The sequence below is a fragment of the Streptomyces sp. P9-A2 genome (assembly GCF_036634175.1).
Lineage (GTDB): Bacteria > Actinomycetota > Actinomycetes > Streptomycetales > Streptomycetaceae > Streptomyces > Streptomyces pratens.
In genome coordinates this window covers 5,220,604-5,234,021 of record NZ_JAZIFX010000001.1, presented here as the reverse complement: position 1 = coordinate 5,234,021, position 13,418 = coordinate 5,220,604, and the positions used below count along the sequence as shown (strand labels likewise).

The window sequence follows — 13,418 nt, the reverse complement described above, 5'->3', positions numbered from 1 at the left end:
CTCCTGACGACGGCTTCGCGAGCGAGAGACGATGCAGCAAGGCTTACCCGCTGTGCGTGCGCCTATGCACTGAGTCCCGAACCGCCGCTTCCGACAACGGAATTCGGCCCACGCCGCCTCCGAGCCGTACGGACGGAGCGCCTCCGCTTCAGCGCCTCCGCCCGCCCCGCTTCACGACCGTCAACGGTCCTGGCGCCCGCGCACACCCTTGTCCACCGAGCGCTGCACCCGGTCGAGGATGTCCGCCACCAGCCTGCCCCGCTTGGGCCACGCCTCGATGTTGCCCAGCACCGCCCAGCCGTCCACGTAGACCACCGGGGCCTCGGGGTCCTCGGAGTCCAGCGAGGCCACCTCGAAGTTGCCGAGGACACCACCGCCCATGCCGCGCAGCGACACGTTCTCCGGGACACGGACCTCGACGTTGCCGAAGACCGAGAAGGCCTTGATCATGACCTGCTGGTGCTCGAAGATCGCCTCGCTGAGGTCTATCTCGACATTGCCGAAGACCGCGTACACATGGATGCGGCGGCCGGCCCGCCAGCGGCCCTTGCGGGTGGCGGCGCTGAAGACCGCCACCACGTTGTCGTCGGGGTCCATCGGGATGGCGCCCGCGGTGGGCCGGCCGGGCGCCGAGGCAGGGGCCGCGCGCCGCTGGTGGGCGCCCGGCAGATCCCGGACGAACACCTCGAGCTCTCCGGCGGTCTTGGCGGCCAGCACGCCCTCGACGCGCTCGGCGTGCTCCTCGGGGGACAGCCTGCCCTCGGCGAGGGCCTCGCGCAGAAGGTCGGCGACACGGTCGCGGTCGGCGTCCGAGACGCGCAGTTCGGCGGCCCGCGGTGCGCTGTCCTGCGGCTGGGCGTGCTTCTGAAGGTCCACGGCGGCAGCTTACCCAAACGCGATAGATCGCGACTACCCCCCGTCGTCAACTCCTCGTGAACGACTCGGGAACCATTGGACCGGCCGAACGGATCCCACCGACCCGGCCACCCCCACCAGCCCCCACCAGCCCCACCAGGTCTACCAGGTCTACTGGATCCACCGGGCCCACCGGGCCCACCGGCCTCACCGGGCCCACCGGGCCCACCAGGTCCGCCAGGTCCGCCGACCCGGCGGTAAGCCATGAGGTGACCCGGCGGGAAGCCATGAGGAAGCGACCGACCGCTACTGAGGACAACCTCACAGGCCCACTCCCGGCGGCAGGTCCTACGCTGGTGAGCGCCCGCCGATGTCGGCGGGCGGCCGTCTGTCGAGTGAGGAATGGGCGAGATGCCTGAGTTCGAGTACGCCGATCTGCTCCCCATGGGAGAGGACACCACCCCCTACCGGCTGGTGACCTCCGAGGGTGTCTCCACCTTCGAGGCCGACGGGCGGACCTTCCTCAAGGTGGAGCCTCAGGCGCTGCGCAAGCTCGCCGAAGAGGCCATCCGCGACATCCAGCACTATCTGCGCCCCGCCCACCTCGCCCAGCTGCGCCGCATCATCGACGACCCCGAGGCGTCGTCCAACGACAAGTTCGTCGCCCTGGACCTGCTGAAGAACGCCAACATCGCGGCGGCGGGCGTGCTCCCCATGTGCCAGGACACCGGCACCGCGATCGTCATGGGCAAGCGCGGCCAGAACGTCCTCACCGAGGGCGGTGACGAGGAGGCCCTGTCCCGGGGCATCTACGACGCCTACCGCAACCTCAACCTGCGCTACTCCCAGATGGCGCCCCTGACCATGTGGGAGGAGAAGAACACCGGCTCCAACCTCCCCGCCCAGATCGAGCTGTACGCCACCGACGGCGACGCCTACAAGTTCCTGTTCATGGCCAAGGGCGGCGGCTCCGCGAACAAGAGCTTCCTCTACCAGGAGACCAAGGCCGTCCTGAACGAGTCCTCCATGATGAAGTTCCTGGAGGAGAAGATCCGTTCGCTCGGCACGGCCGCCTGCCCGCCGTACCACCTGGCGATCGTCGTCGGCGGCACGTCGGCCGAGTACGCGCTGAAGACCGCGAAGTACGCCTCGGCGCACTACCTCGACGAGATCCCGACCGAGGGCTCCCCGCTGGGCCACGGCTTCCGCGACAAGGAGCTGGAGGACAAGGTCTTCGAGCTGACCCAGAGGATCGGCATCGGCGCGCAGTTCGGCGGCAAGTACTTCTGCCACGACGTCCGCGTGGTCCGGCTGCCGCGGCACGGCGCGTCCTGCCCGGTCGCGATCGCCGTCTCCTGCTCCGCCGACCGCCAGGCCGTCGCGAAGATCACCGCCGAGGGCGTCTTCCTCGAGCAGCTGGAGCGGGACCCCGCGCGGTTCCTCCCGGAGACGACGGACGAGCACCTCGAGACCGAGGGCGCCCGCGGCGGAGCCGCTGATGGACAGCCTGTCAAGATCGATCTGAACCAGCCGATGGACGCCATCCTCGCGGAGCTCACCAAGTACCCGGTCAAGACCCGCCTCTCCCTCACCGGCCCGCTGGTGGTGGCCCGCGACATCGCGCACGCCAAGATCAAGGAGCGGCTGGACGCGGGCGAGGGGATGCCGCAGTACCTCAAGGACCACCCGGTGTACTACGCCGGTCCGGCCAAGACCCCCGAGGGCTACGCGTCCGGCTCCTTCGGCCCGACGACGGCCGGCCGGATGGACTCCTACGTCGAGCAGTTCCAGGCGGCGGGCGGCTCCAGGGTGATGCTCGCCAAGGGCAACCGGAGCAAGCAGGTCACCGACGCGTGCGACGCGCACGGCGGCTTCTACCTCGGCTCGATCGGCGGGCCGGCCGCCCGGCTCGCCCAGGACTGCATCAAGAAGGTCGAGGTCCTGGAGTACGAGGAGCTCGGCATGGAGGCGGTCTGGAAGATCGAGGTCGAGGACTTCCCGGCGTTCGTCGTCGTCGATGACAAGGGCAACGACTTCTTCCAGGATCCTTCGCCGCAGCAGCCGACGTTCACGTCGATCCCGGTGCGGGGGCCGGGGCTGGCGTAGCGCCCCGGGTGGGGGGGCGGCGGTCGAGGGTTTCACCTCCCGCCGCTCCTTCCCCTCCCGCCTCCGGGGCCGCTCCCCGGACCCCCTTCGGCCCTGAACGGGTCCCGCCCTCGACTCCGGACGGACCGGGAGCGGCCCCGCCGTCCATAGTTCGCCCTCGACCGGCTGCCGGAACGGCTCGGCACCGACCGCGCCCTCACGGCAGGCCCCGACCTCGACCCCGGCCCCGGAAACGCCCGTGGGGGGCTGCTGCGGGGGCCCGCGCGCCCGGATAGCGGACGCCGTGTTCTTTTTTTGGACAACCTGCCCGCGCGGGCCCCGTTTCCGTTGACTGCCTCGACCTCCGCTGTGAGTCTTCTCGCCAATCTGACATGCACACGCTATGTCGGACTCCCTGTGGCCCACCCCACGGCCACTTCCCGAAGGAGACAGTGTGAGACGACGATTCGCCGTGGCGAGTTTCTCCCTCGCCGTCGTGCTCGGCTGCGGAACACTCCCCGCCGCGGCCGCCGCCCCCGCGGACACCGGCCGGTCCGCCCTCGCCGCGCCCGCCCTCGACGTGAACGCGCTCGCCGCGCCCGACGTCGACGTGACGAAGGTGCGGGCGCACCTGAGCGAGCTCAGCGCCATCGCCGGCCGCAACGGCGGCAACCGCCGCTCCACCACCCAGGGGTACCGCGACTCGGTCGCCTACGTGAAGGGCAAACTGCAGGCGGCCGGTTACACCGTCACCGAGCAGCCCTGCACCTCCGGCTGCACCAGCGGAGCGGGCCCCAACCTGATCGCCGAGTGGCCGCAGGGCGACGCGAACAACGTGTACATGTTCGGCGCCCACCTCGACGGCGTCTCGGCGGGCCCCGGCATGAACGACAACGGCTCCGGCTCGGCCGCGCTCCTGGAGAACGCCCTGACCCTGGCCCAGCAGAACCCGGCCATGCGCAACCGGGTCCGCTTCGCCTGGTGGACCGACGAGGAGCAGGGCCTCAACGGCTCCGAGTTCTACGTCCGTTCGCTTTCCTCCACCCAGCGCTCCACTATCCGGGCGTACTACAACTTCGACATGGTCGCCTCGACCAACGGCGGCTACTTCATCAACCGCATCACCACGTCGGCCGCCGCGCCGATGAAGGCGTACTGGGACTCGCTGGGTCTGCGGCCCGAGGAGAACACCGAGGGCGCCGGGCGCAGCGACGACTACCCCTTCCAGCAGGCCGGCATCCCCACCTCCGGCTACGCGATGGGCGCGAGCGCCCGCAAGACGTCCGCACAGGCCGCCAAATGGGGCGGCACGGCCGGTTCCGCCTACGACCCCTGCTACCACCGGTCCTGCGACACCCTCACCAACGTCAACACCACCGGCCTGAACCGCGCGGCCGACGGCATCGCCCACACCCTCTGGCAGCAGGCCGTCTCGTCAACTACTCGGGGCTGAAGTTCCCGGGCTTGCTGCTCGGTTCCGTCGATGGCTTCGACGGAACCGGCCGCGTCCAGCTCCTCCCCTTTACGTGTCGCGGTGCGTCAGGCGATGAGGGTGAGAGCAGGGGCCTGTGACTCGGCCCCGCGGACCCACACGTACCAGCCGCGGTGGCTGATGTTGTGGGACGCGTTGTGGTCTGCGTGCTCGGCGAAGCCGCACGACCCGCAGGTGAACACGGCCTGGGAGGGCCGGTTGGCTCTGGCGATGTGATGACAGCGGGAGCATTCCCGGCTGGTGTACGCCGGGTCGACGTGGACCACCGGCACCCCGGCGCGCTTCGCCTTGTAGGCGATGAACGAGCCGAGCTGGTGAAACGACCAGGAGTGCAACGTGACGCGCTGGGGCTTTTTCAGCCGTGCCCGCTCACGGATACCGCCCAGGTCCTCCAGGGCGATGCCGCGACCGGTGCGTTGAGCCTCCGCCACGATGCGTTTGCTGATCTTGTGGTTGATGTCGCGGGCGCGCCTGGCTTCCCTGCCCGCGTGTTTCTTCGCCCGCCGCTTCGCCGACTTCGTGCCCTTCTTCTGCAGCTTGGAGCGCAGGGCCCGGTCGGCCTCGCGGCGGCGGTTGAGGTGCCGGCCGCTGTGCCGGATTCCGGTGGAGGTGGTGGCGATGTTGACGATCCCCAGATCCACCCCGACGAACCCGGCCGGGTGCGTGTCCGGTTCGGCCTCGGCGATGTCGCAGGTCACCAACAAAAACCACTGCCCGTCCCGGCACAGCAGATCGGACTCGCCCCGCCGGTGTGCGGCCACCACGGCCAGCTGACCGGCCTCGCCGGTGAACGCCACCTTCTTCATCCGCCCGGACGTCGTCCAGATCGACACCATTTGGTCCTCGTGCCGCCAGGACAGCATCCGGTCGTCGTACGGCTGCGCCGCCCGCGCGCGGAAGGCGATCGGCTTGCCCGAGGCTCTCTCGTACCGCTTCGAGCCCGGCCTGCCGTGGTTGCCCGCCCGGAGGTTGGCGCGCAGCGTGGTGTACGCGTCACAGGTCTTCTTGATCGCATGCTGGGCGGCCTGCGCGCCCAGGCCCCACCGTGTCTTGACCTGCTGGTAGGTGTGCTTGCGCAGGGGCAGGGGTTTCATCGCCTTCTCGGCGAAGGCGACCTCGGCCGCCCAGGTGGCGGCCTCGTTGCAGGCGCGCAGGGTCGACTCCAGCGCCGCCGCCTGCTCGGGCGTCGGCAGGAGTTTGACCCGCACCATCAGCTTCACGATCACCGATCGTAGACACCCGCACGACGCCGCACCACGCGTTCCCCGCCGGCCACCCCATCGAGTGAAACCCGGCATCACCGGGTCCGACTCGCCCTGCCCCGTTACCTTTATTCGTGGCCTCGCAATGGGGCGCCTGGCCCCCGGGTCCGGTATGGCTGTGTGCCCCCTGTCGAAGGGATGACCTGGGGGTATTGCCGCCGGGCTTAGGGGCACCCCCCGGGGCACCCGGCCGGCGCCGGTCCGCACGCGGTACTCCGCCCCGCCCCGCCGCTCCCTCGCGGCGGGGCGGAGTCCGTTCCGGGTACCCGCGCGGGATGCTGGCAAGGAGCCCGCAGGAATACACCCGGCCCACACCACTGCTGTGGATCTTCGGAGGTACGACGATGACGACCACGGACGACAACCGGCGCTACCGCATCGAGCACGACTCCATGGGGGAGGTGCAGGTACCGGCCGACGCCAAGTGGCGCGCCCAGACCCAGCGCGCCGTGGAGAACTTCCCGGTCTCCGGGCAGCGCATCGAACGCGCCCACATCGAGGCCCTCGCCCGGATCAAGGGCGCCGCGGCGAAGGTGAACGCGCGCCTCGGTGTACTGGACGAGGACATCGCCGGGGCGATCGGCGAGGCGGCCGGGGAGGTCGCCGGGGGGAAGTGGGACGAGCACTTCCCCGTCGACGTGTTCCAGACGGGTTCGGGCACCTCGTCCAACATGAACACCAACGAGGTCATCGCCACTCTGGCGACCGAGCGGCTCGGGCGCCCCGTGCACCCCAACGACCACGTCAACGCCTCCCAGTCGTCCAACGACGTCTTCCCGTCCTCGATCCACATCGCCGCCACCGCCGCCGTCACCCGGGACCTCGTACCGGCCCTGGAGCACCTCGCGGTCTCGCTGGAGCGCAAGGCCGGGGAGTTCGCCGACGTGGTGAAGTCGGGGCGTACGCACCTGATGGACGCCACACCCGTCACCCTCGGGCAGGAGTTCGGCGGGTACGCGGCCCAGGTGCGGTACGGGGTCGAGCGGCTGCACGCCTCCCTGCCGCGGCTGGCCGAGCTGCCGCTGGGCGGAACCGCCGTCGGTACCGGCATCAACACCCCGCCCGGGTTCTCGGCCGCCGTCATCGAGGAGGTCGCCGAGGCCACCGGGCTGCCGCTGACCGAGGCCCGCGACCACTTCGAGGCGCAGAGCGCCCGGGACGGCATCGTGGAGACCAGCGGTCAGCTGCGGACGATCGCGGTCGGACTGACGAAGATCGCCAACGATCTGCGGTGGATGGCCTCGGGCCCCCGCACCGGTCTCGCCGAGATCACCCTGCCCGACCTCCAGCCCGGCTCCTCGATCATGCCCGGCAAGGTCAACCCGGTCGTCCCGGAGGCCGTGCTCATGGTCTGCGCGCAGGTCATGGGCAACGACGCGGCGGTCGCCACCGCGGGCGCGTCCGGCAACTTCGAGCTCAACGTGATGCTGCCCGTCATCGCGAAGAACGTCCTGGAGTCGATCCGGCTGCTCGCGAACGCCTCCCGGCTGCTCGCCGACCGTACGGTCGACGGGATCGTGGCCGACCGTGAGCGTGCCCGTGAGTACGCCGAGTCCTCGCCGTCCGTGGTCACCCCGCTCAACAAGTACATCGGCTACGAGGAGGCCGCGAAGGTCGCCAAGAAGGCGCTGGCACAGCGGAAGACCATCCGTCAGGTGGTCCTGGAGAGCGGGTACGTCGAGCGCGGCGACCTCAGCGCGGAGCAGCTCGACGAGGCCCTGGACGTCCTGCGGATGACGCGCCCGTGAAACGGCGCGGCTGAGACGCTCCTCCGCCACGCCCCCGCCGTCCCTCCGCCACGCCCCCGCCGTCTCTCCGCCACGCCCCCGTCATGTCGCCGGCGTACCGCACGGGTGAAGCGTGACGGGGACCGCAGCGGTCTGTGCCCGGGGCACCTAATATCTGCCCATGACAGAGGGCGGAGCGACAGGACACGGGGAAGAGGGCGGCCCACGCCAGGACCGACGCGGCGCGACGGCGGCGGTCGGTCCGGACCGTCACTGGGCGCCCGGGACGCAGGTGCTGTGGCGCTACCGGGAGAACGGCGGCGCGCGCTTGCACATCGCGCGCCCCGTCACCGTCGTGCGCGACGATCCGGAGTTGCTCGCCGCGTGGATGGCACCCGGCACCGAGTGCGTGAAGCCGGTGCTCGCCGACGGCACTCCCGTGCACCAGGAACCCCTCCGGACCCGGTACACCAAACCCCGGACGGTCCAGCGCGACCGCTGGGCCGGGACCGGTGTGCTGAAGCTGGCCCGGCCCGGTGAGCCCTGGTCGGTGTGGCTGTTCTGGGACCAGGGCTGGCGGTTCAAGAACTGGTACGTGAATCTGGAGGAACCCTTGGCCCGTTGGGCCGGTGGGGTGGATTCCGAGGATCACTTCCTGGACATCTCCGTGCACCCGGACCGCAGTTGGCACTGGCGGGACGAGGACGAGTTCACGCAGGCCCAGCAGGACGGACTGGTGGACGCCGCGCTGGCCGGCCGGGTGCGCCGGGCGGGCCGGGACGCGGTGGCCGTGATCTCCCGGTGGGGAGCCCCGTTCTCGGACGGCTGGCAGAACTGGCGCCCGGATCCGTCCTGGGCGGTACCTTCACTGCCACCGGACTGGGATCGCACGCCTGCGCATCTGTCGTCATGAGACTCTTGATGCGCCCCGGGCCGGGAAACGTAGGATCGTCCTCCGCAAGGCACCGGGTGACGACAACTACCGGAGCACGCGCTGGGCTTGACCGAACGTCACCGAGGGGCGGCAGGACGTGAGCGAGGGGTACGGCACTACCGGTGCGGGCCGTGGACGGCCCGCAGGCGGCACAGGAGCACGCGCTCACCCCGCGGGGATTCCGTTCCAGGGGCACGCATTGCGGGTATCGGAGTTCCGGCGGGACGTACGGTGTGCACGGCGTGCGTCCTTGGCCTCACGTTCACGGGGCGGGCGGGAATGTGAGGAACGGGCCGTGGCCCCGGACGGATGGACTCGACACGCGTGACGGAGCAGCCGACCTCCTACGAGCGCCCGGATCCGGGCGTCACCCCCGCGGATGCCCACGGGGTGTTCCTGCCTGCCTCGGCACCGGCACACGGGCCCGGCTCGACATCGTCGTCATCGCCGCCGACGTCGTCGTCCGCGCCGGCTTCGCCGGCGTCCTTGGCCTCGTCGGGTACGACCGGGCCCGGCGCCGAGCACTCCCAGCCGCACGCCGGGCAGGAATCCGAACCCGACGCCCATCGGCCTCGGCCCGCGCCCGAAGGCATCCCGCTCCAGCCGGCCGGAGGACAGAGAACCGACGTGCACGACCACCCGGCAGCGGACCACCCGGCAGCGGCCCCTCCGGCCCCCCGCGGTGCGCCCGAGGAACAGGAAGACCAGGAGCGGGGGGACCCGGAGCGGGGGGAGCAGGGCCGCGGGTCCCGGGAACCGGCGCCCCAGGACCGCTCCGCGCCCGTCTCCGACGGCCTCGACCGCCGCAGCGGTCAGATCACCCCGCCCGGGAAGCCCACCCCGATGCGGCGGGACGGGGACCGGCTGAGGTTCGTCGGCGCCGCGACCCGGCGGATCGCCCGCGGCATCGATCTCGAAGAGATCGTGATGGGTTTGTGCCGGGCCACCGTGCCCACCTTCGCCGACACCATCCTGGTCTATCTGCGCGAACCGCTGCCGGTCGGTGACGAGCGGCCCACCGGCCCGCTGGTGCTGCGGCTGCGGCGCAGCGACCGGATTCCGGCCGAGCGCGACACCGAGGGCGGTTTCGCGTCGGCCGCCGCGCCCGCGCGCTCCGAGCTGGACTCCATCGGCTCGGAGCGGTGCACGGTGCGGCCCGGCAGCGCGCTCGCCGAAGTACTGCGCGGCGTACGGCCGGTGTTCACGGACGCGCCCGCCGCGCGCGCCGCGCTGCCCGAACTCCTGGGCGAGGGAGCCGAGTCGACCGTCCCCGACGGTCAGCGGGCGATCCTCGCGCCGCTGCGCGGCCGGCGCCGGGTGATCGGCGCGGCCCTGTTCCTGCGCGGCCCCGAGCGCGTCGCCTTCGAGGCCGACGACCTGCTGGTCGCCGCCCAGCTCGCCACGCACAGCGCCCTCGGCATCGACAAGGCGGTGCTGTACGGGCGGGAGGCGTACATCGCGGACGAGTTGCAGCGGACCATGCTGCCGGAGAACCTGCCGCGCTGCACCGGCGTACGGCTGGCCTCCCGCTATCTGCCGGCCGCCGAGACCGCGCGCGTGGGCGGTGACTGGTACGACGCCATCCCGCTGCCCGGCAGCAGGGTCGCGCTGGTCGTCGGCGACGTCATGGGTCACTCCATGACGTCCGCCGCGATCATGGGTCAACTGCGCACCACCGCCCAGACCCTGGCCGGGCTCGACCTGCCGCCGCAGGAGGTGCTGCACCACCTGGACGAGCAGGCGCAGCGGCTCGGCGCGGACCGGATGGCGACCTGCCTGTACGCGGTGTACGACCCGGTCGCGCACCGCATCACCATCGCCAACGCCGGTCATCCGCCGCCCATCCTGCTGCACCTGGGCGGGCGGGCCGAGGTGCTGCGGGTGCCCGCGGGCGCCCCGATCGGCGTCGGCGGCGTGGACTTCGAGGCGGTCGAGCTGGACGCGCCCGCCGGGGCGACGCTGCTGCTCTACACGGACGGCCTGGTCGAGTCCCGGCTGCGGGACGTGTGGACCGGCATCGACCAGCTGCGCGACAGGCTCGCCGCGACCGCGCAGCTGACCGGCCCGGACCATCCGCCGCCGCTGGAGGCGCTGTGCGACGAGGTGCTCGACATGCTCGGTCCGGGCGACCGGGACGACGACATCGCGCTGCTCGCCGCCCGCTTCGACGGGATCGCGCCGAACGACGTGGCGTACTGGTTCCTCGAGCCGGAGGACGCCGCTCCCGGCCGGGCCCGCCGGCTGGCCCGCAAGGCACTGTCCCGGTGGGGCATGGAGGACCTGAGCGACTCGGTGGAGCTGCTGGTCAGCGAGGTGGTCACCAACGCCGTCCGGTACGCCTCCCGCCCGGTCACCCTGCGGCTGCTGCGTACGGACGTCCTGCGCTGCGAGGTCGGTGACGACGTGCCCCAGCTCCCGCGGCTGCGCCAGGCACGCGCCACGGACGAGGGAGGCCGCGGCCTCTACCTGGTCAACCGCCTGGCCCGCCGCTGGGGCGCGACCCGGCTGAGCACCGGCAAGGTGGTGTGGTTCGAGCTGAACCACGGCGGCTGAACCACGGCACCCGAACCACGGTGTCCGCAGGGCGCCGACGACGTGTGGGGCACCCGGTCCTGGTACCGGGTGCCCCACACGTCGTTCGTCTGCCTTCTACTGCCGCTGCTGCTGCTCCTCGTCGTCCCCCGGATCGTCCGGGTCGGTCGGGACCTCGATGGTGGGCGGGGTGGAGCTCGGGCTCGCCGGCGGGGTGGTCGTCGGTGCCTCGGTGGTGGGCTCGCTCGTGGTGGGTTCCCCGGTCGGTTCCTCGGTGGTCGGAGCCTGCGAGGTCGGTTCCTCGGTCGTCGGCTCCTCGCTGGGCGACTGGGACGGCGACGCGGGGGCCGACGAGGACGGGGGCGGGGTGACGGCCGCGCCCTGGTCGGTCTCCAGGTCGAACCTGCTGGTCTTCTCCATCACGCCGAAGGTGTACGCGGACCAGATCTGCGCCGGGAAGCCACCGCCGTTGACCCGGTCCTGGCCGCCCGCGCCGTACATCTCGACCTGCGGGTGCGGGGGCTTGTCGTCCTCGCCGAACAGGCCGACCGTGGTGACCAGGTCGGGGGTGTAGCCGGCGAACCAGGCCGACTTGTTGTTGTCGGAGGTGCCCGTCTTGCCGGCGACCTGCTGGCCGTCGCGCAGCGGGTTGTCGCGGACCGCCGTGCGGGCGGTGCCGTCGTCGACCACGCCGGTCAGGATCGAGGTCACCGTGTCGGCGGCCTCGCGGCTGATGACCTGCTCGCCGACGGCGTCCGGGACGGTGACGGTGCGGTTGAGGTGCTCGGCCGACTTGAGGATCGTCGGGGTGGTCCGCTTGCCGTGGTTGTCGAGGGTGGCGTAGGCGGCGGCCATGTCCAGCGGGCTCGCGCCCATGGAGCCCAGGGTCTGGGCGGGCACCGCCTCCAGGTCCTCAACGTCCATGCCGAGCTTGCCCGCGGTCTCCATCACCTTCTCCATGCCGACGTCGACGCCCATCTGCGCGAAGACGGAGTTGACGGACTTGTTCATCGCCGTCTGGACGGTGATGTCGCCGTGGTCCACGTCGCCCTGGTTCTCCGGGGAGAAGCCGACCTCGGCGCCGTTCTCCATGACCGGGCGCTTGCTGGTGCCGTCGTAGACGGTGTTGGCCGCGATCGGCTGACCGTCCTGCGTCTCGGCCTGTTCCTCGACCGCGGCCGCCAGGATCACCGGCTTGAAGGTGGAGGCGGGCTGGTAGTCGACGCGGGTGGCGTTGTTCCAGTAGTGCTTGAGGTAGTCCACACCCCCGTACATCGCCACGACCGCGCCCGTCTTCGGGTCCACGGACACGGCGCCGGCCTGGACGTCGGCGTCGACCTTGCGTGCCTTCGGGTCCAGCTTGTCGGTCAGCTGGGTCTTGACCGCCTTCTCCAGCGCCTTCTGCTTCTTCTTGTCGATGTTGAGGGTGACGGTCCAGCCGCCGAGGTCGACCAGGGCGTCGGCCTCCTTGGCGTCCGCGGCGGTGCCCTCGTCGACCAGCCGGCGCTTCAGCGCGGCGTTGGCCTCCGTCACGAGGTAACCGACCTGGCCAGCCTGACCGGGGTTGCCCTTGGGATCCTTCGGCACCGGGAACTTCATGCCGGACCGCTCGGCGGCGTCCAGCCACTTCTGCTCGACCATGTTGTCGAGGACGTAGTTCCAGCGGTTCTTGACGAGCTTCTTGCTGGTGTCCGAGGCCACCGCCCAGTCGTACTGGCTCGGTGCCTGGAGGAGCGCGGCGAGGTAGGCGCCCTGCTCGACGGTCAGGTCCTCGGCGTCGACGCGGTAGTAGGCCTGGGCGGCGGCCTGGACACCGTAGGCGCCACGGCCGTAGTAGCTGGTGTTCATGTAGCCGGCGAGGATGTATTCCTTGGACTTCTTCTGGTCCAGCTTCAGGGAGATGACGACTTCCTTGAGCTTGCGCGAGACGGTCTGTTCCTGGGTCAGGTAGTAGTTCTTCACGTACTGCTGCGTGATCGTCGAACCGCCCTGGGCACCCTTGCCGGACACGGTGTTGAGCAGACCGCGCGCGGTGCCCTTGAGATCGACACCGGCGTCGTTGTAGAACGTCTTGTTCTCCGCGGCGACGAACGCCCGCTGTACCGGCTTGGGGACCTTCGCCAGGTCGACGACCTCACGGTTGACCTCGCCGTCGCGGGCCATGATCGAGCCGTCGCTGTACTTGTAGACGTTGCTCTGCTGCTGGGCGTCGGCGTTCCCCTCGGGGATGTCGATCACCATGTACAGCACGATGAAGGCGCCCATGCCGAGCAGGCAGAGGCCGAAGACCGTGCCGAGGATCTTCTTCCAGGTGAAGAGGCGGCGTATCCGGCCCTGGCCGTTCCCGCCCGCCGAACGGCCCCTGGATGCCGCACGGTGCCCACCGCGCTGTCGTGCGCGTCGTTCTTCCGCTCGTCCCATGGGTCCGCTCTGCTCCGCTTCGCTCGTGTGTGCCGACGAAACACACGGGTTCGCCGGCCAGGTCAACTCCGCAAGCTAACACCGGAAGCTATGACAAAAAGCTGCCGATC

At 70.9% G+C, this 13,418-nt stretch carries 8 protein-coding genes; 5 read left to right on the top strand and 3 right to left on the bottom strand.

The genetic code is table 11. The features are described from left to right. Positions 1 to 180: 180 nt before the first annotated feature. Positions 181 to 876: a DUF1707 SHOCT-like domain-containing protein gene (locus V4Y04_RS23885; RefSeq protein ID WP_332430363.1), complete on the bottom strand. Its 696-nt coding sequence runs from the start codon at positions 874 to 876 to the stop codon at positions 181 to 183. 381 nt (positions 877 to 1,257) lie between these two features. Here V4Y04_RS23885 and V4Y04_RS23880 point away from each other — a divergent pair, with 381 nt between their 5' ends. Together V4Y04_RS23880 and V4Y04_RS23875 are read left to right on the top strand one after the other, a co-directional pair. Further along, complete coding sequence (locus V4Y04_RS23880; protein WP_332430362.1) at positions 1,258 to 2,961, top strand: fumarate hydratase; 1,704 nt, start codon at positions 1,258 to 1,260, stop codon at positions 2,959 to 2,961. Between the two features lie 433 nt (positions 2,962 to 3,394). Continuing rightward, a complete protein-coding gene (locus tag V4Y04_RS23875) occupies positions 3,395 to 4,393 on the top strand; it encodes a M28 family metallopeptidase (protein WP_332430361.1) in 999 nt (332 codons plus the stop codon). Between the two features lie 86 nt (positions 4,394 to 4,479). On the opposite strand, the gene V4Y04_RS23870 is transcribed toward V4Y04_RS23875, so the two are convergent. Beyond that, positions 4,480 to 5,652, bottom strand: a complete 1,173-nt coding sequence (locus V4Y04_RS23870) for an RNA-guided endonuclease InsQ/TnpB family protein (protein ID WP_332430360.1) — start codon at positions 5,650 to 5,652, stop codon at positions 4,480 to 4,482. 386 nt (positions 5,653 to 6,038) lie between these two features. Between V4Y04_RS23870 and V4Y04_RS23865 the strand changes: the two genes are divergently transcribed. The 3 genes from V4Y04_RS23865 (at position 6,039) to V4Y04_RS23855 (ending at position 10,908) form a co-directional block, all read left to right on the top strand. Further along, positions 6,039 to 7,442 carry a class II fumarate hydratase gene (locus V4Y04_RS23865; protein ID WP_332430359.1) on the top strand — a complete coding sequence of 468 codons (1,404 nt, stop codon included), beginning with the start codon at positions 6,039 to 6,041 and terminating at the stop codon, positions 7,440 to 7,442. Between the two features lie 160 nt (positions 7,443 to 7,602). Beyond that, positions 7,603 to 8,334, top strand: coding sequence for a cytidylyl-2-hydroxypropylphosphonate hydrolase (fomD, locus tag V4Y04_RS23860; protein WP_332430358.1), 732 nt, complete (start codon positions 7,603 to 7,605; stop codon positions 8,332 to 8,334). 330 nt (positions 8,335 to 8,664) lie between these two features. Further along, on the top strand, positions 8,665 to 10,908 hold the full coding sequence (locus V4Y04_RS23855; protein WP_332430357.1) for an ATP-binding SpoIIE family protein phosphatase: 2,244 nt from the start codon (positions 8,665 to 8,667) through the stop codon (positions 10,906 to 10,908). 96 nt (positions 10,909 to 11,004) lie between these two features. On the opposite strand, the gene V4Y04_RS23850 is transcribed toward V4Y04_RS23855, so the two are convergent. Next, positions 11,005 to 13,308: a transglycosylase domain-containing protein gene (locus tag V4Y04_RS23850; RefSeq protein WP_332430356.1), complete on the bottom strand. Its 2,304-nt coding sequence runs from the start codon at positions 13,306 to 13,308 to the stop codon at positions 11,005 to 11,007. Positions 13,309 to 13,418: the final 110 nt, after the last annotated feature.

What these genes read in the sequence shown, in the direction of transcription:
- V4Y04_RS23880 (WP_332430362.1), top strand. Translation starts at nt 1,258, where the DNA reads ATGGGCGAGATGCCTGAGTTCGAGTACGCCGATCTGCTCCCCATGGGA.
- fomD (WP_332430358.1), top strand. Translation starts at nt 7,603, where the DNA reads ATGACAGAGGGCGGAGCGACAGGACACGGGGAAGAGGGCGGCCCACGC.
- V4Y04_RS23855 (WP_332430357.1), top strand. Translation starts at nt 8,665, where the DNA reads ATGGACTCGACACGCGTGACGGAGCAGCCGACCTCCTACGAGCGCCCG.
- V4Y04_RS23865 (WP_332430359.1), top strand. Translation starts at nt 6,039, where the DNA reads ATGACGACCACGGACGACAACCGGCGCTACCGCATCGAGCACGACTCC.
- V4Y04_RS23850 (WP_332430356.1), bottom strand. Translation starts at nt 13,308, where the DNA reads ATGGGACGAGCGGAAGAACGACGCGCACGACAGCGCGGTGGGCACCGT.